Source organism: Tamilnaduibacter salinus, assembly GCF_003096655.1.
GTDB classification, from domain to species: domain Bacteria; phylum Pseudomonadota; class Gammaproteobacteria; order Pseudomonadales; family Oleiphilaceae; genus Tamilnaduibacter; species Tamilnaduibacter salinus.
The window spans coordinates 277,038-301,605 of record NZ_QEKQ01000003.1 but is presented as its reverse complement, the minus strand read 5'-3'; the positions used below and the strand labels follow the sequence as shown (position 1 = coordinate 301,605).

The window sequence follows — 24,568 nt, the reverse complement described above, 5'->3', positions numbered from 1 at the left end:
GGGAAAGCTTACCGAATCCCCCGGCGAGTGTCATCCGAGGCCATCACGACTCGGCGCGGGCCTCCGTGAGCAGCGTATCCACCTGTTCGTCCTTCTCACGCCAGAGGTCAGCGACCCATTCCTTCACATTGCGACGATGCTCGGCATCGCTGGCGTAGTCCCGCCCCTTGAGATAGGCCGGCACCGGCTTGACCGCAATGCGCATGCGGATTGACGGCAGGCGCCCGCAGAGAAACTCCCAGAACGTCGGCGCCCCATCGGGATAGGCAATGGTCACGTCCACCAGCTTCTGGATCGAGTCGCCCATGGCATCCAGCACGAACGCCACGCCACCGGCCTTCGGGGTCAGCAGATGGGTGTACGATGATTTCTGCTTGTCATGCTTGGCTTGGGTAAAGCGCGTGCCCTCGACGAAGTTCATCACGCTCACCGGCGTGTAGCGGAATTTTTCACAAGCCCGGCGGGTGGCCTTCAGGTCCTCGCCGCGTTTCTCAGGGTGCTTGACCAGATACTCCCGGGAGTAGCGCTTCATGAAGGGGAAATCCAGCCCCCACCACGCCAGCCCGATCACCGGTACCCAGATCAGTTGCTGCTTGAGGAAGAACTTGAGGAACGGCGCGCGTTTGTTGAACACCCGCTGCATCGCAAAGATGTCGACCCAGCTCTGGTGGTTGCTGAGCACCAGATACCAGCTCTCGCGCTGGAGCTGATCGTCGCCCTCCACGTCCCAGCGGGTCTTGTGGGTCAGCGCCATCCAGCCCGTGTTACAGGCCACCCACGCTTCGGAAATGGCGATGATCACCCGGGTACACAGCACCTGGAACCCGTGAATGGGAATGATCAGTTTGAGAATCGTGGGGATGTAGAGCAGCAGACACCAGAACAGGGTGTTGATCCCCAGCAGAACGGCATTGAGAACACCGATCACCGGCGCGGGCAGGAAACTCAGCATGGTTTTCGCTTACAGTTGTTGGCTGACGAGCGACATGCTAGCACGGACTGGCCCCATTGCCGCACCCCCGCGCCGGCCTCGCCAGTGACCGTTTGGTGACAGCCAGTATACTAGTGCCCCGTCTAGCCGGTTCGTTAACCGACTGCGTGATGCTGAGGCCTCACGCCCTTCGGGAGCCGCTGAGAACTCTGATAGCGGTGTTGCGCTGTCTCGATTTGGAACCACCAAACCTTCGACACCGCGCCTTGCTCTCAGAGTTCTCAGCGGCTCAGTCGATCAACGCACCGACCAGACGGGGCACAACCCTCAATGCTATGAGCCTTTGTGAATGATGAAACAGCTGATTCAGTCCGCCGTTGAACAGACCAGCGCGCTGGGTGCCCAGGCCGGCGCCTACGCCAGCAACGCCTTCGACCGGGTGTTCCGCGCCGCCAGCCTCGTGAAGGCCGGCCAGACGCCGTTCGAGACGCTGGAAAGCGACGGACTCGTCAGCCTGCGGTACTACCCGCCGCTCGAAGAGTCCTACATCGAGTTGGGTGACACGGTCGTGCCGGTGGAGAAAGCCGCCCACCGCACACCAATCGTGATCGTGCCGCCGCTGGCCGTTAACATGCTCATCTACGACCTGTTCCCCAACCGCAGCCTGGTGCGCTACCTGCGGGCCCGGGGCTTTGAGGTGTACCTGATCGACTGGGGCATGCCGACCCGCGCCCACAGCCACTACAACCTGCACACCTATGTGGCGGAGTTCCTGCCCTACTATCTGAACAAGGTGCGCGAGCACAGCGGCGAGCAGGAACTGTCCCTGCACGGCTGGAGCCTGGGCGGCATGTTCACCCTGTTCTACGCCGGGCTGAGCAACGACCAGCACATCCGCAACGCCATCATCCTTGGCTCACCCATCGACAGCCACGCCTCCGGCTTCATGGGCACCTTCTTCCGCGCCATCAGCGGCACCGCCGAGTTCGTGCGCGAACACACGCCGTTCCGCCTGCACAACGTCAAACCCCACTGGCTGCACACCCCCGGCTGGGCCAACACCATCGGCTTCAAGATGACCAACCCGGTCGGCAGCGTGATGGGCTACTGGGAGCTGCTCGCCAAACTCGGCGACCGAGAGTTCGTCACCAACCACGCCACCACGTCCGCGTTTCTGGACCGCATGGTCGCCTACCCCGGCGGCGTGATTCAGGACACGGTCGTGCGCGTGTGGATCGACAACCAGCTCTCCACCGGCGAAATCCAGATCGGCGACGACTGGGCCCGGCTGGAAAACGTCACCGCCAACCTCTACGCCGTCGCCGGCCAGAGCGACACCATGGTCACCCCCGGCGCCGCCAAGCGCGTGATGGACCACGTCCGCTCAACCGACAAAACCTTCCGGGTGTCGCCCGGTGGGCACATGGGGATTCTGGCGGGGAGCCGGGCGCCAGAGGCGACGTGGGTTGAGATGGCGGATTGGTTGGGGGAGCGGTCGGGTTAAAGGTTCGCTCATATTGGTAAAACCAGCGGGCAACACTCAACGAGATGTTATGCGTCTTTCGGCGTGGCCGGGTCGAAGGAGGCCATCGAACAACACCTGCGGAGCACCGGCCTGATGAACGGCGACGGCAACGTCGGCATCGCCCTGCCCGAAGCTGAGAGGCGGTAAGGGTCTTCTCCCCCTGCCGGACGACACTCTCAAACGCGTCCTCCCCCACCCGCCTGAGCGACGTCATGACCACCTTCACTATGACTGTCCACAAGAGCCAGGACTCCGAGTTTGGGCATACCTGTCTGGTGTTGCCGGATACCGTTTCGCCGGTGCTGACGAAAGAGCTGCTCTACACTGGGGTGACCCGGGCCAAGAAGTGGTTGAGTTCGGTGGTGCCAAGGGAGAAGGTTTTGGAGTTGGCTGTTGAGAGGCGGGTTTTTCGGGCTTCGGGGCTTGGGGGAGCGCATCCAGGTAGTCTATAGAGCTCAACGAACGTGCCGCTCTCTAGCGGCGAAGGGCTCAGGTTCGAACCCTGACGGGCGGGCCATGATTCTCATAGGCATGCGTAACATCTCAGACTTTCTGGTTTGCATGTACCCGGCTTGTGCCCACAAGGTGCCTTACGTTTTTTCTGAATCCTTCAAATAGGTGGCTAGATCCACTATGCCACTACAAACATCCCTATTTCTAAGTAATAATCAGCAACTCAATCATCTCCAACATAATCTAGTCGAGTGATCAAATAAGAAAACAAACTGAGAACATTTAAACAGTCCAGCTCAGAAAAAGTAGAAGGAACGACGCTATCGATCGGGGCGTGATTAATCGGGTTCCTAAACCCCCTCATAACCCCCCTTGTCATATGCTGCTGCCCCTCTTGGATATTCTTCCCTGATTCCGTTTCTAAATCTGCCACTTTAATCAAGGGCTCTTCGTCACCCTTTAAGGCAAAAACTTCTGCGATTTGAGTTCCATCTTTTGGCGATCCGGACATTTCCCTCAGAATTTCGGCGTATACCTTTGCACCTTGGTCCGCAGCCTCACCATACTGAGAATTCTTGTAGTAACTATCAACGCGAGTCTTTAGTCGATCATGCAAATGACGCCAATGAAGGTGAGGATATTCCGGTATGATTTCGTGCAATGCTTGGAAAACTGGCGCATAGCTCTCATCTATGCCCTCTTCGCCTTCGAGTGCAGTTACAATTCTCTGGGCAGGTTGCCTAATTTCGTTCGGTAGGGTCGAAAACCATTCGTCACGATTAATTCCCGTTTCCTTAGACAAACTTTTTTCTTTATTCTTCCGCCGCTCCGATCGCCATCTAGAATTCAACTTAGAGACAACTTCAGCCAAAAACTTCCTGAATTCTTCCATCTCCGGATTAGCCCAATTTATCGACTGCCGGTTAGTTGAAATAACGTCTTCGTCGAGCAAGTCAATAAAATCAGCTTTTATCCATCCAGTAAGATACTGAAAGAAATGGCTAGATGTGCTATTCGAGAAAAACTCGGGGGCATTCACAAGCTTTCCTCGCGAAAAAATCGTCAATCCTCGCAAACCTGACGACGGGGGGATAGGTGTCTTAGCAGTTATAAAAACACCTTCGACTTCATTCCCGAACTCTCCAAGGTCCATATTCAGATCATCCAAACTCCAGGTGAATTCTCTCTCAATTTGAGAATACCTGCGTTCATTCGTCACATAAGCCTGCTTCCCGTTCGTGTGATTTAGGATTATATTAAAGCTATCATCCACAATAAATATTCTTGACAAATTATCAGCCAAAGCCTCAATATTAAAAGGCGTTTTTCGTTTTAATGATGAAAGCTTAATTATGGTCTGATTCTTCCTTTCGGTATCCTCGTCCACAATATCAGTATCTGGATGATATTCGCCATCAGTATTGATTAGTGAGTTCCAGCTCAGAGTAAACCGATTTCTCTTACCATCCTTACATGCATCTATTGTAATAAGATCAGCAAGACCGAACAAAGCAAGTTTACCTAGCCCTTTCTTTCCAGTAGGCAACCTGCCATATTTTGGCGACGGAATATCGCCTTCTTTCTTTCTTCTATCACGTCCGATAACCAAGAATTTATTCTGTATGTCATCAGCATTCATTCCGGAACCGTTATCTTGCACTTGAATAGATACTGGCTCTCCATTCTGCTCATGAAACGTTATTTTGACTGATCCAGCATCGGCATCATAAGCGTTCGATATCAACTCAGAAAGAGCGGGAGGAAGTGTTGAGTACATTTTGACGCCTAGATGCTCAATAGTTCTAGGATCAAACTTCAATGAGAAATCGTAAGACATAAAAAGACCTAAAGATAAGAAATTAAATGGTTATAGCATTCTTCTGCATGAATACTGATAAAGGCAGGAGGTAGCGCATTGCCTATCATTAACGCGACATCACTCTTTCCTCGGTCCATGCAAAATCTGTAACTGGAAGGAAAGCTTTGCAAAAGCGCAGCCTCTCTTAAGCTTATTGGTCTATTCTCTTCTGGGTGTAGAAACCGACCCTTCGACGGGTTATAACACCCGCTAGTTATTGTGGGAGAGACATCATCCCATTTCATTCTTCCATATACATCATTATAGCCATCTGGCCTCCTGATATGACACTGAAGCCAGTACTTTTTCGGCAAGCTTTTTCTCGACCCACCGTCTTTAGGTATCATTTCTATTATTTCTTGAATCCTCTCGCTCCTGTTCGAGGGAATATCATGAAGAGCGTCTCCACTTAAACCAACCGGTTGCATATGGGATATGGTTTCTCGAACTGTCTTTTTATCTTTAATCTTTTTGGGGTCCTCAATAACCCCAAGCCTAGACGCAACCAAGATCAATCTACGCCTTCTCTGCGGAACCCCATAATCTGCAACATTTTTTATTTGCAAACTATTCTCGTGGAGAATATACCCGAGGCGCGAAATCTCTTTCATTACCGAAAACATTCTATAATCTTTTGCTAACCCTGGAACATTTTCCAGCATTATCGCCTTGGGAAGAAACCTCCTTATGTATTCAACAAACACAAATATAAGGTCATTCCTTTCATCTTCCACAGAGCTACTTCTATTTCTTGTCTTGTGCGTGGAAAAACCTTGACATGGAGGACAACCAGCCAACAAGTCAAGCTCACCCTTTTCTATTCCCAAGTCTGACATTATAGTTTCAGGATCTAAACTTTTTATATCATTATTATATATATTACAGTTAGAGTGATTCATTTTATAAGTTTTTGCAGCTGTTTCACTCACCTCGACTGCGGCCATCACATCAAACCCTGATCGCCCAAGCCCTACTGACAGGCCTCCAGCGCCACAAAAAAGGTCAATAGCCTTAAGTCTAAATTTCACCCAACTTCCCCTAAAACCTTGTTAATGGTTAGAAAACATAAAAAACCAATTTTAACCAAGCTAGCCTAGAGCATCGGCAAACACAAATCCTTTTATGATCTAGAGGTCTGTATCATGTTAGCAATACACTCAATTACAACGCAGGGGGTCGGTCTTGCGCCGTTTGCCCCGATTTGCAGACCTAGCCGAATCACTGCAGTTTTTCTCGCCGCAACTGACACTACGGAATAAGCCAAGGAATAGCCAGACCGGTGAAAACTGGGCGAGAGCCAGAAAATAGGTCTGTCCCAGTTTTAAAATTCACGGTGCACGCGAAGCATAAGTTTGAAGGTCGTCCGCATCTATAGCGTCACTCGGGACCAATCGATAGTGTCTTTCGTCTACGACTTTTATTTCTTGATCATCAACCGTGATCTCAAACAATGCAATTAGGTCATCTTCCATGAATTGTGCGGAGATCGCCCTACAAATCAGATTCGGGTATTTCTCGGCACAACAATCGATGTCCTGCTTTGATTGAACTACCGATAATTGGTCGCTTCCCCCCTTAGCCTGAACTGGTAGGACAAACTGGCGGCCGTGGCGATCAACAGCCACGTAGATTTCATCAATCTCGACCTGACCTGTACCTATAACGGCTGTCCGAAGGTGGTTTTGTAGCGAATATGCATTCGCACCAATAAAAAGATCTATAAGCCGGTTATACCTCACCTTCGCTAAAAGCGCTTGCTCATCGGACAGAGCGTATGCATTAACGATTTCTGGTGTGGAATCGGGTATTTTTATCGCCACAAGGCTAGGATTCGGGCAAATACGGTTGATCTTGACAAGCCGAAACAAATACTTAGATCTACCTGCCCCTTCGATGATCCACTCCATCCCCGGTGGCTGTAGATCCAGGATCTTTTCCGGCAATGGGTTGCGGTAACGGAAGGAATAAACGGCATCCCCAAGGTTTTTTGGCAAACTAACGTTGAGCTGTTCAGCCGCACGTTCAAGGTCTTCACGCTCGAAGGCTACTTCAGTATCCCCTTTCTGGTAGTAATCAAAAAAAACAGCTTCTATCAACCTTGAATATCTATTGGCTTTTGGCATGAGTTAACCGTGCTCCAAAATCGCTTCTTGTTTCGCTAGTGCGGCTTCGACTTCCTCTTGCTTGCGCTTTTTTGCTCCGCTCTTGCGATTTCTTTTGGCGATAGCGACCTCTACGCCAAAGAAGTCTGCAGCCGAAGACATATCCAGTGCCAGCAACCTTGTATCGCCAAGTTCTAAAATCGCCTCGGGCTGTCGCGGATTAATATTCATCGCGCGAACAAACTCTTGCGCCAATGCTCGAGCTAGGGGAGGAGGAACCGCATTTCCGATTTGCCTCGCGCCGTGCCATTTGGTCTTATGGAATCGGAACCAATCCGGAAACCCATGAAGGCGCGCCATTTCGCGAACGGTGATACACCGGCGCTTTTTGTAGTGAATGGGACGTGGGCTGGTAAACGCACCTCTGGCGGAGTCTGTTCCTGCTCTTAAAGTGTTGGACACGCCCCACGGGGCCAATTTAAAGAAACGGGATATAGGTTCCACTTTTCCGGGTTCAGTCTCGGCAAACCGACCCCTCGAAATCTCAGTGTGATTGGTTCTCCCGCTGGACGTGAGCTCTCCTTTGTTCCAGTCGCGTTTGTAGCCTAAATGCCAGTCCTCTTCTGTTTCGCACCTGATACGTTTGGCGTATTCGGAGAGTTCTCCCCAGGCTTCAACCTCTACACAGTCGTCGTACTTGAGCTCTTCGAAACTTTCGGCATCCGGCAAGTCCGCAAGAGCCTCCTCACAAGTAGGCGCTACGGGAAGCAAATCCCCAATCTTATTCTTTACTGGTGAAATGGTAGTAGGTTGAGGATAACAGGGTGGTGGCTGATCCTTTCTCCTCCCCAACAAAAAGAGTCTCTCCCGTTCCTGGGGTACGCAGTAATTCACGGCATTGAGCACGCGCCATGGGGTGCGTACCTCGTAGCCGACTTTTCCAAATTCAGCGACTATCTCATTGAGAACTTGCTTATGCTTTCCGACGGTCAGCCCTTTTACATTTTCGAATAGAAAATAACGCGGCGACAGCTCGGCAATAATCCGCACGAAGTCCTTAACCAAAGAGTTACGGGGATCGTCAATCGCTCTTTGCCCGATAAGGGAGAACCCCTGGCATGGAGGTCCACCAAAAACGATATCGACCTCTTCACCTCCTATTCCAGACAATTCACGCAACTGATTACCCGAAACATCGGTCACCGATTTCGGAACTACCGTGCAGTGAGGAAAATTATATTTATGGACAGCAGCATGAATCGGATCGATTTCAACGGCGGCGATTACGTCGAAGCCGGCTTGTTCGAACCCTAAACTTAAGCCTCCAGCTCCACAGAACAAATCCACAGCAATTGGACGTTCTTTCATTTCAAACAATTACCTCGCCTAAATTCTAGTAGGCCCCAGAAAACCCACAAGTTTCTCCAGAACCGCTTCTGTGTCTTTCAACTCGCATTGCCAAACAATCAATACGGCCCAGCCTTCTTCTTTTAATGAGCGCGCATTTCTTAGATCGCGTTCAATGTTCCGTTCAATCTTTTCGGCCCAAAAGGTTAGGTTGCTTTTCGGTAGCTTCCCTATTTTGCAACCATGGCCATGCCAATAGCAGCCATGCACGAACACGACCTTTTTACGCCTCCGAAATACGATGTCCGGCACGCCCGGCAAAGACCTATCGTGCAGCCGGAATCTATAACCTGCCCGAAACAAGATCTTTCTAACCAGAACTTCAGGTCCTGTGTTCCTACTGCGAACACGAGACATTATCCGGCTGCGTTGGTCAGCTGTCACTCGGTCAGCCATAAGAACAAGGTTTACGCGGCGCCAAGGTCCCTCGCTAGTATACGAATAGAGCTCATTCTAGACACGCCCTAACCCTCAGAACACACGCCAGCAAAAGCACTGTGCGAAAAACCGCAAGGGTTCTACCCCGTTTCCACGGACGGTTTTAAAACGGCTGACAGCTTCCGATCCTGATCAGCGACTACTACGTCGCATCCTGGGGAGAAAGGGGTCATCAGGTCTTGAATCTTGCATAGTGAAGAGAGGGGTCAGATCGATTTATTTATCGACAACGGCTCCTGACGGTCCGAAGGTCCGGGCTTCCGATGAAAGGACGACATCCCAATGCAGAACTGATCAGGCGGTGGACACGAGGCTATCCCTCACGCCGGATCTCCCGCATCTGCTTTTCCCGAAGCAGCAGATACAGAGCAAACCCGACGGCAACACCCGGGACAATACCGAGAAGCAGGCAGATCCAACCTTTGCGAATCGAGTATTGTCTGGCTTCGTAAACCACCCAGGTCGCCAGGATGGCCCAGCAAACAAGGATGTCCATTGAATAGCCGCTCGCAAAGGGGTTCACAAACCCGGCCGCGAACGCGCCAAGCACATCGGGGTTTTCGATGAGTGGCGGGACGACAACCACCGCAAAGAAACCGGTAAAGAAAACGGCAGCGACAACCAGTATCGCCCTGTAGACGGATTCAGGCATTCGCAATTCCCTCTGTTTCAATCGTTGGCGCCTGCGGCCCAGGCCGGAGTCGACGGTCCTGAGAGCGGTCAGGCATCGGCCCCTGCGTTGGCGGCATTCAGCGTGTAGGCCCACCGCCAGCCCAGTTTTTGCAACGGCACAAAGCCGTGTTGCCGAAGGCACTCCGACACTGCTTCGGAAGATTCGAAATCCGGGTCCGGGTGGTGCTCGGTGATTGAGAGCACTCCGTCGTCCTTCAGCACTCGCGAGGCTTCCTTCAAGAATGACTCCCGGGCCTCAATCTCGCCGAAGACGGTGACAAGGAACAAAGCATCGAAGGCTCCGTCTTCAAACGGGAGCGATTGGCCATCGGACTGCTGGGTGGAAAAGTGGGTGATCCCGGCCGCCCTGAGCTTGTTCGCGCTTTTGTCGAGCATTTGCTGCTGAACATCAACCAGTGTCAGCCCGCCCTCCGGAACGCGTCTGGCCACCTCCACGCTGTAGTAGCCAGAGCCGGGCCCGATCTCCAATACCTGGGCATCCGGCTTGACCGGCAAACGCCCGGCGACGGTTGCCGCCGACATGATCACACCACGGCCTGGAAGGTCGAGAACCCAGCTCATCTGGTGCGGATAGACGCCCCGGCCAAATGCCCGGGACCAGATACCAGGTTGATCGCGTAACGTCATAACCCCTCGTGACAGCTTACTGTTTGGTTTGGCCCCGCCTCGGCAGGACGGTGCGCTGGAGGCCGTAAAAACGACACCACGTCTTCAGGCGTCGGTCGCGCCTTGGGATCAGCTCCCCAGATTAGTAATACAACTGCGACGGTGGGCGTAATGGCCGCACTGATCAGCAACAGCGTCACAACGGCCTCTGCCAGAGTTCCAGCGCTCGCCCCCGACCCTGCGAACGTTTGTTCAGGGGCACCCGTGTCATCGAGAAGTTGCCGAGAGGGCCAAGTGCGGGCAAAGTCGACTTGTCGCGTCCAATTACAGGGAATGTTGTCATGCTTGCTCAGCTTGTTCGCAACCACTGCTTGGTCCCGCTTCTCACCGCCCTGTTTCTGGTGGGGTGCGCGAGCAATGACGTCCGTCGCGGCTTCGCCGATGTGGAGCAAGCACTCGGCACGGATACCAAGACGACTGTGCAACTTCATGAGGCAGGCTATTTTCCGTGGTCCGTGCGACTGAACCATCCGGGTCTCATTGTCGGGATCGAGAAGAGTCCCCGGGAAACGGTTGCGCCCGAGAACGGCATACAGACCCATTATGACGGTAGCGCTGGTGAGGGGTTGCGGGAAAAAGTCGATCTGCTCCACGACAACCCGAAGATGCTGTTCCTGTCCCAACTCTATGAATATGGCGGGCGATACGAAGACCCGGCCTGCGCGCATTACAGTGTCTATGAGGCGAACTCGAATCAGTCGTTCATGGGCCCATGCAACGGCGAGCATCGGGGCGCTCACATCGACGACGCGGGTCGCATGCCGGGTGCTTTCCAGGGCGGTGTGGAAGCCGTTCAGGTCCTTCGGCAACGGGTGCAGGAGTGGATCGACATCGAAGAGGAGGCAGACGATCCCTTCACGCATGTCCTGATGATCGTCATGGGCTGGAATACATCACAGCTTGAAGCCTACCGCAATTTCAACTCCATTGTTGGCAACATGAAGGCCACCCATCAGGGCGACCAATTCAAGCCACTGGTCATCGGTGTGACCTGGCCGAGCTTTTGGGAAAACGATTGGCTGGACCCCCTTGTCAGAGGGCTGAGCTACCGAAATAAAGCCAACGACGCCGATGAACTGGGTCTCAGTTGGGTGGGCTTGATCGCCCGAGAGGTCTTGGCCGATGTCGACACGGAGGACATCGAGACGGTGTTGATCGGCCATAGCTTCGGCGCCCGCGCAGTCGCGACAGCCACGTGCGCGGGGCCGGTGATCGCAGGCAACGGCGTCGGTGATCCCGGTCAACAGGACGCCTGGTTGATCGACACCGTGGTGGCCTTGCAGCCAGCGTTTTCGATCAATCGCTTCTATTCTCGAGATGATGGGGACTGGTTCAATGAAGAGATCCATTTCCCGGCGGGCTGCAGGCATGCGCGGAATGTGGTCATGACGGCATCACGCCATGACACGGCGGTCGACATGCAGATCATTGCGGACATGATCGGAGACGTGGATCAATACAAAGACCACTGCCTGCACACAGACCATCCCGCTTTCCACTGTGGAACGATGCTGGCGGACGACCTGGTCGGGCGAAGGGCTGGCAAGCGGTTCGACAATATTCTCTATGTGAACGCCTCGGACAGTATTCGTCTCAATTCACCACAAACGAGTGGTGGCGGCCATAGCGATATCTACCGCGAGGCATCCGGGCGGATGATATGGTCTTTTCTGCGCGCGGTCGACGAGGATCACCTCGGCATGGAGTGTCGCCCTGTCGGGGCGGGCACGCGAGCTGAACGCGAGCGGCAGGGTGGCGCCTGATGCGCGGACCTGAGGGGATCGAATCGATTTCGTCCTGATCCTCTGTTTCCCCGCCTTCTTTAGCCTGACGTCACGAGTCAATCCGCCATCGCCCGGATCAATGCTGCGCGTCACCAAATTCGTTGACGCTGCTCCCGTGACGGTCAACACTCAGGTTAGGTGAATGAACGGGTCGGTTCAGGCTCTGCAGACGACCCGCCACCCCACGGCAGCTTCTGCCCCTGCCCACATCGCCGGAGGAGAACCCATGCGTCATACCGAAGAGGCTCTGGAATCCGGCGATCTTCTGCTGGTCGAACAGGTCGAAGACGGCGTCCTGCGTCTCACCCTCAATGATCAGACGCGGCGCAATGCGCTGTCGGATGACATGATGCGTTGCCTTCGCGAGGCACTGGATCAGGCGGCGTCTGACACGGACGTGCGAGTGATTGTGCTTGCGGCGAATGGCCCGGCCTTCTGTTCCGGCCACGACCTGAAAGAGATCACCCGGGCGCGGCAGTCGCCGGATCGCGGTCGGGCCTTTTTCGAGAACACCATGGCCAGTTGCTCCGGGCTCATGCAGGCCATCGTCAACAATCCGAAACCGGTCATCGCCGAGGTGGGCGGCGTCGCAACGGCGGCCGGCTGTCAGCTGGTCGCCAGCTGCGACCTTGCCTACGCCTCGCCGGCGGCGCGTTTTGCCACGCCCGGCGTTCACATCGGGTTATTCTGTTCCACGCCCATGGTTGCCCTCTCCCGCAACGTTTCCAACAAGGCCGCGATGGAAATGCTGCTGACGGGGGAGTTGATTGATGCCGAGCAGGCCGCCGGGATCGGCTTGATCAACCGAGTCGTGTCCGAAGAGGAGCTTGCGGCCTATACCGCCGGAATCGCCCTGACGGTGGCCTCAAAATCCAGCATGACCCTGGAGACCGGCAAGAAGGCGTTTTACCGTCAGCGGGAGATGCCGCTGGCTGAGGCCTACGAGTACACCTCAACCATCATGGTCGAGAACCTGCTGAAGCGTGACGCCGAGGAAGGGATCAATGCCTTCATCGAAAAGCGCCCGCCCCAGTGGTCAGACGACTAGAGGGAACGACAGTATGGCCAATCCCTTCAATACCGATCTGGCCCCCAATCCGGCGAACTTCCAGCCACTGACACCGCTGACGTTTCTCGATCGCGCCGCCAGCGTGATGCCGGAACAGGTGGCGATCATCCACGGGGCACGGCGGTCCACCTATCGCGAGTTTTACCGTCGGTCGCGGCGACTGGCTTCAGCGCTGGCGAATCGGGGTATGGGACGCGGCGACACGGTGTCGGTATTGCTGCCCAACGTCCCCTCGATGCTGGAAGCGCACTACGGCGTCCCGATGTGCGGGGCCGTTCTGCATGCGATCAACACCCGACTGGATGCGAAGACCATTGCCTTTCAGCTGGACCATGCCGGCGCGCGCATTCTGATCGTCGACAGTGAGTGGCTGTCGTTGGCGAGCGAAGCGCTTGATCTGACGGAGGTGGCGCCACTTCTGATTGTGTACAACGACCCCGAACAGCCCGATGGCGGGAGGGACACGTCGAGCGGGGTGGATTACGAGTCGTTCCTGGCGCAGGGCAATCCGGACTACGCATGGCTGATGCCCGAGGATGAATGGGATGCCATCTCGATCAGCTACACGTCTGGCACCACAGGCAACCCCAAAGGCGTAGTGTCCCATCATCGCTGAGCCTACCTCCTAGCCCAGGGCAATGCTCTGATCGCCAGCCTGCCGCGGTATGCCGTCTATCTGTGGACACTGCCGATGTTCCACTGCAACGGCTGGTGTTTCCCGTGGACGATGTCGCTGGTTTTCGGCACCCACGTCTGTCTTCGTCAGGTTCGCCCGGAGCCGATCTGGCAGGCGCTTGGCGACCATGGCGTCACCCATCTCTGCGGCGCGCCGCCGGTGATGTCCCTGCTGGTTTCGGCGGCCCCTGAGGTTCGTCGGGCGCTGGATCACAGGGTCGATTTTTTCACCGCGGCCGCGCCGCCGCCGGAGAAGGTACTGGCCGGGATGGAGGCCGCCGGTTTCAATGTCACGCAGCTCTATGGCCTGACGGAAACCTATGGTCCTGCGGTGGTCAACGAATGGCATGCCGAATGGGATTCACTGGCGCCCGAACCCCGAACCCGCCTGAAAGCGCGGCAGGGCGTACGATACACGCCCCTTGAGCAGCTCGAAGTAATGAACCCGGACACCATGGAACCGGTACCCCGGAATGGCGAGACGCTCGGCGAGGTGATGTTCCGCGGCAACGTTGTGATGAAGGGGTATTTCCGAAACCCGGAGGCCACGGCGAAGGCCTTTGCCGGGGGCTGGTTCCATTCGGGGGATCTGGGTGTGATGCACCCCGATGGCTACATCCAGCTGAAGGATCGCTCCAAGGACATCATCATCTCCGGGGGTGAAAACATCTCGTCGATTGAAGTCGAGGATGCGCTGTACAAACACCCCGCCGTCGCCATCGCCGCCGTCGTGGCCATGGCCCATGACACGTGGGGGGAGACGCCCTGTGCGTTCATTGAACTGGCGGAAGGCCAGACGGCCACCGAAGAGGAACTGGAACAGCATTGCCGGAGCAACCTCGCCGCCTACAAGGTGCCACGCCGGTTCGTCTTCGAGTCGATCCCGCGAACGGCGACCGGCAAAATCCAGAAGAACGAACTCCGGAAACGCTTGGGCGGCTGACGCCGCCTTCCTTCACAAATTCCATCTCAGAAAAGAATGCCGGGTGACACACAATCACCATGAAACGGAGGGCGGATGCTCACGCACCAGGTCAATGAAATGAGCCATATGCGCCGGCAGTTCCTGCTTTAACGTCACGGCGTTCCACGTTCGCTTGGTCCAGGCCCGATCGAGGGGAACGGCGACCAGTTCGCCGCTATGAGCCGGCGGACCAGGCAATCGGGAGGCGGGCGCCAGTAAATCCTCACCGCCCCGGGCACCTTTACCCCCCCATAACGGATGCCCCTATCTGAAAAGACGGTGGATCACCGCAGCCACGCCCCAGGGCAAGACCACCAGCCACAGCAACGTCATGGAGTTGGCCACCCAGCCGGACGCCCCGGTGAGGACCTGGCCTGGCCACAGGAATATGGCACTCAGCACCCGCACCACCCAGCCCGGCTGGTAGGCACTTCAGCCACCGCCAAACTGGGACAGGAGATACCCACCAAGCAGCACAACCATCAGCAGCTCGATGCCATAAAGAATCCAGAGGCGTTTTTTGAAGGTCATGGGATAAAGGTTAGCAGCGTGGAGGGTCCTTTGATCTGGCCTCAAACGATACGGGCTTTGTTCGAAGGATGGCGGCAGGCTACGCTGGAACGAGGAACACCTGAATGGTTGGGATGGGTAATGATCACGTTCGCCAGGCAACTCCCAGCGTTATCTTGCCTACTGTTTTTGCTGGGGGTCATCACCCCGGCTTCGGAAGCGGACACGGCTTTCCGGGTTGCCTACGAGAACAAAACCCAGTTCCCCTACTATATGGGCAACACGAGCAAGGTCCTGGACCAACCTGGTGCGGCGGTTGAACTGGTCGGGTTGCTGGAGGAAGAGGTGCCCGGTCTTCAGGTCCGGTTCAGTCGCTACCCCTGGAAGCGATGTCTGGCGCTACTGGAGGCCGGTGCCGTGGACGCGATTTTCAATGCCTCCTTCAACGAGGCGCGAATGGCAATCGGTGCCTACCCCTGGAAGGACGGAGCGGTGGACCCGTCCCGCCGCCTGACGACGATTGGTTATTACCTCTACACCAAGGAGGGGGCCGATGTCGGCTGGGATGGCGAAGCCTTTGCGGACACCAGTCTCAAGGTCGGCGCGCCGCTGGGGTATTCCATTGTCCGGGATCTTGAGAAACTGGGGCTGAGCGTCACCAAAGCCGAAAGCTCCCTACAGAACCTGTTCATGCTGGCTGCCGACCGGGTGGAGGCCGTTGCCCTGCAGTCGGTGACCGGTGACTTCCTGCTGACCAAGTATGGCGAACAACTGAACAACATTGCCCGAATCGAACCACCGATAGAAACCAAGCCCTACTACCTGATGCTCTCCCATCGTTTCCAGGACCGCCACCCGGCTCTTTCGGAGCAGATCTGGGATGCGGTGGCGGAGCTTCGCAAGACCCGACTCCAATCACTGGCCCAACAGTATATGGAATAGCCCGGGCCCGCTTCCCAAAACCCGGCAGGCTGCTCTCAAGACGCCGGATTATCGGGCACAGCCATACACATCAAGCCTCCGGCGCGGACATCGGCAACGTGGCCTTTACCGGGGCGTCGCCGCCGCATTGTTCTCGATCCGGAACGACCTAAAAACCAGGTCCGTTTCGGTTGGCTGGGCGTTTCGGTGAATAGTACTTGTCGTACAAGTCAGGAAGTGACGCCCGACGCAGCTCGCCCAGTGTCCGCCATATTGCCGCCGACAACTCCGGATGGTCCCGGTAAAACTTGTGACTGAGAATGAGGTAGGCCCGTTTGTGGCGCAGCGTCGTATCAGCCTGCTCAATCGACTCGAACCGGTCAGGGAATCGCCGCAGTAATTGGTTACCATGGCTTTCGAGCGCCACGACGGCTCCCATCCGGCCCCGCTCGAGCCGACCAAACAGCGTGGACAGACGAGCACTACTGGTGACCACGGGATTACCTGACGCTCTCAGGTCCTCTGTAATAGAAGAGCCAAGCAATGTACCAAGGGGGCGTCCGTCCAGATTGACGATTTTTCCGGTCTCAGCGTTGTAATGGACACCGCTGCCCCGCCTGACGTACAGGACATAGTCTTCCGAGTAGACAGAGGCTTTCTGGTTCCGCGTGCCATCGGCCCGGCGCGGGTAAACGCCTAGAGACTCCCGGGAGGAGCGATACGAGCCGATCACGGCCGACACCTCGTTCCTGCCGAGTTGATGAAGGCATCGTTTCCAGGGCTGGGAGCGGTAGGTTACGGACACGGGCAGCCGCTTCTGAAGCCGGCTCAACAACTCGATGTCGATACCCGGGTAAGGGGCCTGCTCGTTTGGCTCGGCGGGCGGGTTATAGGGAAACATGGCCCGGTCACTAAAGCAGTAGATCAATTCCGGCGAGGCCGCGGCGAATGGGCTTCGCAGGACGATCAAAAGCCCGACAATGAACGTCAATGGCCAGTGTCTCGCTTGTTGAGCCATATTCCTCGTGAACGACAGACCTCTGGAATGGCCACTTTATCAGTCCCGGCGGAGGACCTTAACCCGAATCTGGAATCCTTTGAGATCCCATTGTCTCCGCCACCGCCGCCCAAGCGTCAGCAAACCGTTTCATTTTGTATCGTCGTGACAATCATTCCATAAACCAACTGTGGCGCTACCCTCCCGCACCAATGCCATCTATCCTGAGGCGCAATTCGCGGTGGCCCCACCCGAATCAGACCATTTTGTGCCTCCTCCGGGACAGTGAAAGGCATTCCGGGAGTGGACCGGCATTGATGCGACGGACCAATAAGGATCATTGATATGGGAAAGAGCGTCGTCCCCGCCCTTTGGATCAGTACACTCGCAGCCGCCTGTCTGCTCCTCTCCGGATGCGGGGGAGGCGAGGATGGTTCAACGGAGACCACGGACAATGCCGGCAACCGTCCGGCAGCCGACACCCCCTCCCCGAATGAGGTCCCGACGTCACCCAAAGAAGCCGGTCCCATCGAACAGGCCGTTCACAGCGGCAATGCCCTGGCGGTGCCCCTGTCCCAACGCGGCGACCTCCTGCAGGCCACCCTCGACGAGATTGACGCCGCCAAGTCCCGCTACCGATCCGCCAGGGTGGCGCTTTTCAACCTGGCCGATGACGGAACGGCCCGGGCAGACGGCGCCAGCCTGACGGGCATCGACTGGTATCCCAGTCACGATGCGGCGCTGCTGGAGGCCACCTTCGGCGTCAATGCCAGCGTTCTGACCGCCAATGCGGTGTATGAAAGCGGGTACACCCCCAAGGAACGAGGCCTCGCCGTCGCCGGACAGGGGCCCGACGCTGAGGCAGGTCGTTATCTGGTCATGGGCGGCAACCCCATGCGGAACGATGATCGTGGCGTCACGGTCAGTGAGTCGATGCACCAATTCATGGACAACGCGCTGGGCTGGCTGACCCGGGAGAAGGACCTGGGCCAGCAGCCTTTTGACGTGGTGATCACCCACCTGGATGACAGCTACTACTTCCCGGATGAATCGGCAACCCGGGCCTGGCTGACGCAGCGATACGGCGATCAGGTCCGCTTCAACCCAGCCAACGCCTGTGATAACGCCCAGTTGGGCGACTGCCTTGCCAATCGGCCCGATCTCGTCATCGTGTCCCAACACGCCAACGAACAGACGGACCCGGAGCTGATCGCGTCGCAGCTTCAGGTTGCCCGGAAAAACGGCATCCCCCTGCTCTACATGCACCTGAACGGCGATCTCAAACCACTGGGCAAAGCGATCCTGTCGCGCCTGCAGGTCCGCCACATCGGCGATAACTACTGGCACCGGCTGGGACTGCGCGACTTCGATGCCCGGGACGTTCTCGACCAGCTCCCCGGCGACATCGCCGCCATTCAACGGATGCTGAGGCATTTTCAGGCCAGGGACTATGCGTTTGATCTGAGCCTCTGTGAGGGCGATTGCAGCAACCTCGCCGGCTATCAGGCAGAATTTCAGCGCGGCGCGGAGACAGTTCGACGGATGATGCGCCACTTCGACCGGCAGCAACTGAACCTGTTTGACCGCAGCGGATTCCGTTTTCAGAAACTGCTGGCGCTGTATGCCGACCACCTCCGCCAAACCATCCAATACCCCATGGACCGGATCAACACCGATACCACGGCGTTCCTTGAGTCCCTCTTTGCCGATCACGCGGTCTACAACACGAGAACAGTCAATCCCGCCCAATCCGATATGGGTAACTTCAGTCGCAGCGACTTCAGCCATGTGACGCCGACCTCCGAAACCGTGACCCGGACCAGCAAGCGCTCCTTTCGAGCGGCGGGGGTCTATGCGCTGCCCGGTGAAACCGTCAGCGTCACGCGCAAGGACGACGCGCCGGTGGCCACCACCATATTCGTCAACACCCAACGCCCCGGCGCCACTCACCTGTTTCAGGAGGACGGCTACAATCGGCCCAAGTACCTCCGGACCCCCGAGTTCCCACTGGCACCCGGCGACACCATCACCTTTACCTCGCCCTATGGTGGCCCCATACAGATCGGTTTCGACCGCAACGGGGAAACGGTGGAACTGGCCTTTGAGCGGGTGGGCAAGCACCCCTTCTGGGACGGACCCGACGACGATCAGAGCTTCCGAGAGGCCCTGATCGCCGGAGACTACGACTGGGCCGAGATCGCCACGGCCGGTTTTGAAGTGCACTCGACGCTGGAGAAGATGCGGGAGTCCATCAACAGCCCTGCCTGGAACAGCGCGAGCGACCTGGCCAATGCCACCGAGCGTTATGTCAGCAACCTGCCGCACGTTCTGGCCGGCTTCCAGGGACCGGGCATCGACAAAGCCGCCGAGGTACACGACTTTGCGCAGGCCAAAGACTGGGCGGTGCAGAACATTGATATCGTCAAACACATGAACGCGGACCAGGCCACGTGCGGCTACGGGTGCTCCGGCAATCCGTACGACGCCTACTGGGCGTTCGACCCGGTCAGCCACGGCGATCTGCATGAGCTGGGCCACGGCCTTGAGAAGGACCGCTTTCTGTTCCCCGGCTGGGATCATCACGCCAGCACCAACTATTACTCCTACTTTGCCAAGAGCCGCTACTTTCAGGACACAGGCCGGGACCCGGCCTGTCAGGCCCTGCCGTTCCGGGAGCACTTCGATCAACTCCAGACGAGCCAGACTGAGCCCGACCCACAGTCCGCCATGCAGCAGGCCAGCCTGACCGGCTGGTCCGACGGGGCCGCCATCTATCTGCAGATGATGATGCTGGCCCAGCACGAACAGGCACTGGACAATGGTTGGCTGCTCCTCGCCCGCCTGCATCTACTGGACCGGGCATTCGCCAGAGCCACCAACAACGACAGCAACTGGGCCGATAAGCGCCACAGCCTGGGATTCGATCAATACAGCCGTGACGAGGCCAGCGCCATCAGCCGGGAGAACTGGCTACTCATCGCCTTGTCCGTCGTTACCGAGCGGGACATGCGCGACTATCTCCAAATGTGGGGGTTCAAGTTCAGCCCGAAGGCGCTCAACCAGGTCGCCAGCCTCGGCCTTCAGGCCATGCCGCGGACGTACATCGCCAGCGGCTCCAAGGCCTACTGCAAGGGGTTCGACAACAAGCAGGCGGTGCCCGTGGATGGCGCCAGCCCGTGGCCTTTGTAGAGGGGGCGATTATCGGCGGTCCAACCCATACAAGTAGCCCGACACCGAAGATACGGGCCCCATCGATTAGGGCCATACCCAGAAGAGGGCGATGAGGTTGTACCAGACGTGCAGCCCAATCGCGATTGTCAGCCAGCGTGTCATTTCATAGCAGTAACCGAATATCAAAGACGGCAGGAACACGAGGAGCGCCAGGAGCACGTCATGGCTCCAGAAATGGATTCCCGTAAACAGCAGGCTGGTCAGCAGGTTGGCGATGGAAACGCCCGCCATCCCGCGACGCATGGGAGCCCAACCCAGGAGGGATCTTTGGATCACCCCCCGAAACACCACTTCCTCACACACGGGGTAAACGATGAGAAACCAGACCAACGGTTCACCATCGAAATCGAACGATGGCCGGTCACTCAGAATGCCGGTCGCCAACCCCGCCAGTAAAAAGACGGGAGCGACCACAAAGGCCGCTCCCGTGACAACAACCGCTGGTTTCATCGGAACAGTGACAACAACCGTTTGCGATAGAGCATGATCAGTGCGGCCAATGCCACGAGCGGCAAGGTTGGATCCGGGGCGCCGCCTCGGACGACACTGCATCCCCCGCTGCCGCTGTCACCGCCACTCGACTCAGCCGTATCGCCAGCAACGGCCCGACTGGCGCGCACCGTAATGACCACCTCATCGGAGGCGGACTGCCCTCCTTCATCGGTGACGGTGACCCGGAACACCAGCTCAACGGCATCAGTACCCGTTTCCGGAGCGGTAAAGGTCGGCCTGGACGCACCGGTACTGCTGAGTGTGACATCGGGGCCCGAGACTTGCTCCCACTCCAGAGCCAGGCCTGCAAACGGCGTTTCGGCATCGGAGGAGGCGGAGGCATCCAATGTGACAACCTCTTCCGAGCCGACCGTCTGGTCGAGACCGGCATCAGCCCCCGGAACGGTATTGCTGGGCGCGAAGACGGTCACCGCAACCTCATCGGTGTCACTCAGGTCGCCATCACTGACACTCACTTCGAAGGTCAGCGTCACACCACCATCCGGCGCATCCGGCGCAATAAAGGTCGGAGCCAAAGCACTCGGATCGCTCAGGGTTACCGCGGTGCCGCCTGTCTGCGTCCACTGATAGGTCACGGCATCGCCATCCGGATCCATCGAGCCGATCGCATTCAGCATGACCTGGGCACCGGTACTGGCATCGTCCTGATCGTCCCCGGCATCCGCCACCGGCGGACGGTTTACGTCAACGACGTTGATCGTCACCGTATCGCTGGCAACAACGCCCTTGTCGGACGTGCAGGTGACCTTGAAGGTCAGACTGGCACCAGCAGCCTCGACCTCAGGCACCGTAAACAGCGTGCTGACCATGCTGGGCGTGGACAGTGTGACACCCGGGCCGGCTTCCTGAGACCACTGATAACTGGCGATGGAGCCTGACACAATCGTGGAGCCGCTCGCATCCAGCGTGACTTCGGTCAGTGAACCGGAAGCGTATTCGTCAACCGTCTGGTTGTCTCCCGCCCGACAGACCGGGACCGGGTCCTTGGTCACGTTCACCACTGTCTTGTCGGTGTCCTTGAGTCCCTGACTGTCCGTCACTTCGAGCTCGAACTCCAACATGGTGGACACATCCGGCGCCGTAAAGCTGGGCGCAGGCGTATCGGCACCAGCCAGGCTGACGGCCTCACCATCGGTCTGGGTCCAGCCGTAGCCGGTGATATCACCGTCGGAGTCCGTCGAGTTGCTGCCATCAAGGCTCACGCTGGCACCCGCGTCAACTTCCTGATCCGGCCCGGCGTCGGCCACCGGCGGATCAAACGCCGAGACGTTGATCAGCACCGAGTCCGTATCGCTTTGCCCCGCCGTATCTTCGACGGTCAACTGGAACTCCAGTGTTCCGCCGCTCGCGCCAAGGTCAGGGGCGGTGAAGGTCGGCATCATGTCTGAGGAATCGCTCAGCGTCACGCCCGTACTCGTCACTTCCGTCCAGGCGAAAGTAAGATCGGCCAAATCGTCTGGAACATCACTGGAGTTGGAGCCATTCAGCGTGACCGTGTCGCCCGGCAAAATCTCCTCGCCCGCGGACGGCTGATCCGGTCCGGCGTCGGCAACCGGGGGCTCGTCAACAGCCTCGGGCGTCACCTCGACAACGACCGAGTCGGAGTCGCTGTTGCCGGTGTCATCGCTGACCACCAGGTTGAACTCCAGCTGCTCGGCTGCCGTCACTGTCGGTGCAGTGAACGTCGGCTGGGCATCGCTGGGATCCGAGAGCGTCACGGCGGTACCGGAAGTCTGACTCCAGCTGTAAGTCAACGGGGCGCTGCCCGAGGGATCGTCGTTCTGGGAAGACCCAGTGCCATCCAGCGTGACTTCAGCACCGCTGGTCACAGACCGGTCCTCACCGGCATCGGCCACCGGAGGTTCATCTCCCAGGACGGTGTCAGGCCCATCGAGAATGCCATCGCCATCGGTGTCCGCGAGGGTCGGAGAGGTACCCTCCTGGAACTCTTCCAGGTTTTGGGAGCCATCCATGTCGTCGTCGGTGGCGGCATCGCTGGCATCCAGGCGATCGTATTGATGACGAATCTCCCACCAATCCGGAATGCCGTCGTTGTCGCTGTCGTGGTTAGGGTCCACAACAAAGGCATCACCCACCCCCAGCGCAAAAAACAGCGCCGGTGCCCGCATGGGCGGAGTGCTATGCCCCAGGGCCGTGCCTCCAACCAGCAATTGGCCATCAACAACGGACGAGGCCAACTGACCGGTCAGGCTCCGGGTATCGGTATCGCCATTGTCGAGCACCCCGATGGCCCAGCTTCCCCACTCACCGGACTGGCAGGTGGTCAGACTACAGTCTGAAATGCCGGAGTCACCTTCCGGGGCGGAGGTATCAACCGGCACCGTTAGAAATGAAACAACGTCTGTGTACTGAACACCCGTCGAATTATTCGTGGTAACACTCATCACGAAGTCGGACCCGCTCACCAACGGGGTCTCCCCGGGGGTTACGCTTACCGAATAGTCCAGAGCAGTGGGTGTGACGACACTGGTGAGCATCGCCCGAGCCACTGACCCAAGGGCCGAATCATCGTTAAGCCGGCCTCGCAGGGCCAGTGTTTCCCCTTCCGCCAGCCCCGAATCGGCCGTCACGGTCAGGGTTTCCTTGCGCCAGGTACCGGCCGAGAGGTTACCCAGTGGCCAGTACACCGTATTGCCAACCACCTCCGAGGTTCCGCTCGCGGAAGAGACAGCATAGCCGTCGGGTAGCACCACCGAGAGTAGGAGGTTCTCCTCGGTATTGGCCCCCGGATTGCCGGCCCAGACCTCTACCGTCTGGTCACCGCCGCTCTCAACCGTGAAGGAGTCCGCAATCAGCGCCAGCTGAAGCGCCTCCTCGTTGGTCGCGATGACCGAGTGGCGGGTACCCAGCGTATAGGCACCGGACCCTTCGGTCACCAGTGCGTGACTGGTCAGCGGCTCACCGCTCAGGGGACTGTTGCGCTGGACCGGAACCGTGACCGTCCAGCTCTCACCCGCCGCCAGCTCGCCAATGGCGAAAGATCCCCACTCGCCCGGCTGGCAGGTGCTGATCGAACAGCTCGACGTCGTCACCGGGGCGGTACGAGCCTCCTGGAAGACGGTCCGCTCGGACACCATCATATCCAGCGTGACGTCCGCCAGGTCGGTCACCCCTTTGTTGGCCACAACGTAGCGGTAGTAAATCAGGTCGTCCGGCTGCGAGCGGTCGCCGATCGTGGTGACATCCAGGGTCAGGCCGACGCCATTGCGCACCACGACACTCTCGCTGGCCAGCGCCAGCGCCTCGCCACCAGTATCCAGCCGGGCCTCGCTGACCAGCACCTCACCCTGGGCCAGGCCACTGGGCGGTGACAGGGTGAACCACCGCTTGCCACCGGCTCCGGCGTTCACCGTGCCCAGATCCCATACCACCTGGCCATCGACCAACGTGCCGCCGTCACTGGCACTGTCCAGCGAGGCGCCGGTGGGCAGATCCACGGAGAGGGACAGGTTCTGGAAGGCGGCGGCGCTGACATTGCCGAAATCCACCTCGTAACGGTGCGATTCGGCGTCTCCAATCACCTGGCGGGACGACGACACCGCCAGCTGCAGGCTGGGCTCGTCCGCGGCAATCACCGTAGGTCGGGTGCCCAGCGTATAGGCACCGGACCCTTCGGTCACCAGTGCGTGGCTGGTCAGCGGCTCACCGCTCAGTGGACTGTTACGCTGGACCGGAACCGTGACCGTCCAGCTCTCACCCGCCGCCAGCTCGCCAATGGCGAAAGATCCCCACTCGCCCGGCTGGCAGGTGCTGATCGAACAACTCGACGTCGTCACCGGGGCGGTACGAGCCTCCTGGAAGACGGTCCGT

Annotated in this window: 17 protein-coding genes and 1 pseudogene; 7 read left to right on the top strand and 11 right to left on the bottom strand. The window is 57.7% G+C overall.

The annotated features are described in order from the left end of the window. Positions 1 to 43: 43 nt before the first annotated feature. On the bottom strand, positions 44 to 952 hold the full coding sequence (locus C8D92_RS06410; protein ID WP_116918783.1) for an acyltransferase: 909 nt from the start codon (positions 950 to 952) through the stop codon (positions 44 to 46). A gap of 328 nt (positions 953 to 1,280) precedes the next feature. Here C8D92_RS06410 and C8D92_RS06405 point away from each other — a divergent pair, with 328 nt between their 5' ends. Next, positions 1,281 to 2,435 carry an alpha/beta fold hydrolase gene (locus tag C8D92_RS06405; protein ID WP_243402377.1) on the top strand — a complete coding sequence of 385 codons (1,155 nt, stop codon included), beginning with the start codon at positions 1,281 to 1,283 and terminating at the stop codon, positions 2,433 to 2,435. 233 nt (positions 2,436 to 2,668) lie between these two features. After that, positions 2,669 to 2,908, top strand: coding sequence for an ATP-binding domain-containing protein (locus C8D92_RS06400; protein WP_116918782.1), 240 nt, complete (start codon positions 2,669 to 2,671; stop codon positions 2,906 to 2,908). Between the two features lie 224 nt (positions 2,909 to 3,132). Here the strand turns inward: C8D92_RS06400 and C8D92_RS06395 are convergent, their stop codons facing one another. The 7 genes from C8D92_RS06395 to C8D92_RS06365 all read right to left on the bottom strand — a co-directional run bounded on the left by C8D92_RS06395 (position 3,133) and on the right by C8D92_RS06365 (position 10,034). Further along, the gene (locus tag C8D92_RS06395; RefSeq protein ID WP_116918781.1) at positions 3,133 to 4,746 is read right to left on the bottom strand and encodes a TIGR02391 family protein; all 1,614 of its coding nucleotides are present in this window, start codon (positions 4,744 to 4,746) and stop codon (positions 3,133 to 3,135) included. An 8-nt stretch (positions 4,747 to 4,754) separates the two neighbouring features. After that, positions 4,755 to 5,795, bottom strand: coding sequence for a DNA cytosine methyltransferase (locus C8D92_RS06390; protein ID WP_116918780.1), 1,041 nt, complete (start codon positions 5,793 to 5,795; stop codon positions 4,755 to 4,757). Positions 5,796 to 6,095: 300 nt separating this feature from the next. Next, positions 6,096 to 6,890, bottom strand: a complete 795-nt coding sequence (locus C8D92_RS06385; RefSeq protein WP_116918779.1) for an endonuclease — start codon at positions 6,888 to 6,890, stop codon at positions 6,096 to 6,098. 3 nt (positions 6,891 to 6,893) lie between these two features. Next, positions 6,894 to 8,237, bottom strand: coding sequence for a DNA cytosine methyltransferase (locus tag C8D92_RS06380; RefSeq protein ID WP_116918778.1), 1,344 nt, complete (start codon positions 8,235 to 8,237; stop codon positions 6,894 to 6,896). An 18-nt stretch (positions 8,238 to 8,255) separates the two neighbouring features. Next, the gene (locus tag C8D92_RS06375; RefSeq protein ID WP_116918777.1) at positions 8,256 to 8,672 is read right to left on the bottom strand and encodes a very short patch repair endonuclease; all 417 of its coding nucleotides are present in this window, start codon (positions 8,670 to 8,672) and stop codon (positions 8,256 to 8,258) included. 355 nt (positions 8,673 to 9,027) lie between these two features. After that, a complete protein-coding gene (locus C8D92_RS06370) occupies positions 9,028 to 9,366 on the bottom strand; it encodes a DUF2834 domain-containing protein (protein WP_116918776.1) in 339 nt (112 codons plus the stop codon). Between the two features lie 68 nt (positions 9,367 to 9,434). Next, complete coding sequence (locus C8D92_RS06365) at positions 9,435 to 10,034, bottom strand: class I SAM-dependent methyltransferase (protein WP_116918775.1); 600 nt, start codon at positions 10,032 to 10,034, stop codon at positions 9,435 to 9,437. Positions 10,035 to 10,261: 227 nt separating this feature from the next. Here C8D92_RS06365 and C8D92_RS06360 point away from each other — a divergent pair, with 227 nt between their 5' ends. The 4 genes and pseudogenes from C8D92_RS06360 (at position 10,262) to C8D92_RS06345 (ending at position 16,017) form a co-directional block, all read left to right on the top strand. Beyond that, complete coding sequence (locus tag C8D92_RS06360; protein WP_133243112.1) at positions 10,262 to 11,836, top strand: hypothetical protein; 1,575 nt, start codon at positions 10,262 to 10,264, stop codon at positions 11,834 to 11,836. A 247-nt stretch (positions 11,837 to 12,083) separates the two neighbouring features. Beyond that, the gene (locus tag C8D92_RS06355; RefSeq protein ID WP_207775126.1) at positions 12,084 to 12,905 is read left to right on the top strand and encodes an enoyl-CoA hydratase; all 822 of its coding nucleotides are present in this window, start codon (positions 12,084 to 12,086) and stop codon (positions 12,903 to 12,905) included. A gap of 13 nt (positions 12,906 to 12,918) precedes the next feature. Then, a pseudogene (locus C8D92_RS06350) lies at positions 12,919 to 14,544 on the top strand (acyl-CoA synthetase). A gap of 672 nt (positions 14,545 to 15,216) precedes the next feature. After that, positions 15,217 to 16,017: a substrate-binding periplasmic protein gene (locus tag C8D92_RS06345; protein WP_116918773.1), complete on the top strand. Its 801-nt coding sequence runs from the start codon at positions 15,217 to 15,219 to the stop codon at positions 16,015 to 16,017. A 148-nt stretch (positions 16,018 to 16,165) separates the two neighbouring features. Here C8D92_RS06345 and C8D92_RS06340 read toward each other — a convergent pair whose 3' ends face one another. After that, positions 16,166 to 17,014 carry a substrate-binding periplasmic protein gene (locus tag C8D92_RS06340; RefSeq protein WP_095609947.1) on the bottom strand — a complete coding sequence of 283 codons (849 nt, stop codon included), beginning with the start codon at positions 17,012 to 17,014 and terminating at the stop codon, positions 16,166 to 16,168. Between the two features lie 324 nt (positions 17,015 to 17,338). On the opposite strand from C8D92_RS06340, the gene C8D92_RS06335 reads away from it, so the two are divergent. Beyond that, on the top strand, positions 17,339 to 20,182 hold the full coding sequence (locus C8D92_RS06335) for an ImpA family metalloprotease (RefSeq protein WP_116918772.1): 2,844 nt from the start codon (positions 17,339 to 17,341) through the stop codon (positions 20,180 to 20,182). 66 nt (positions 20,183 to 20,248) lie between these two features. Here C8D92_RS06335 and mrtJ read toward each other — a convergent pair whose 3' ends face one another. Together mrtJ and C8D92_RS06325 are read right to left on the bottom strand one after the other, a co-directional pair. Beyond that, a complete protein-coding gene (mrtJ, locus tag C8D92_RS06330; RefSeq protein WP_165819240.1) occupies positions 20,249 to 20,638 on the bottom strand; it encodes a JDVT-CTERM system glutamic-type intramembrane protease MrtJ in 390 nt (129 codons plus the stop codon). Positions 20,639 to 20,670: 32 nt separating this feature from the next. Beyond that, on the bottom strand, positions 20,671 to 24,568 hold a 3,898-nt coding region (locus tag C8D92_RS06325), incomplete at its 5' end, for a PKD domain-containing protein (RefSeq protein ID WP_243402376.1).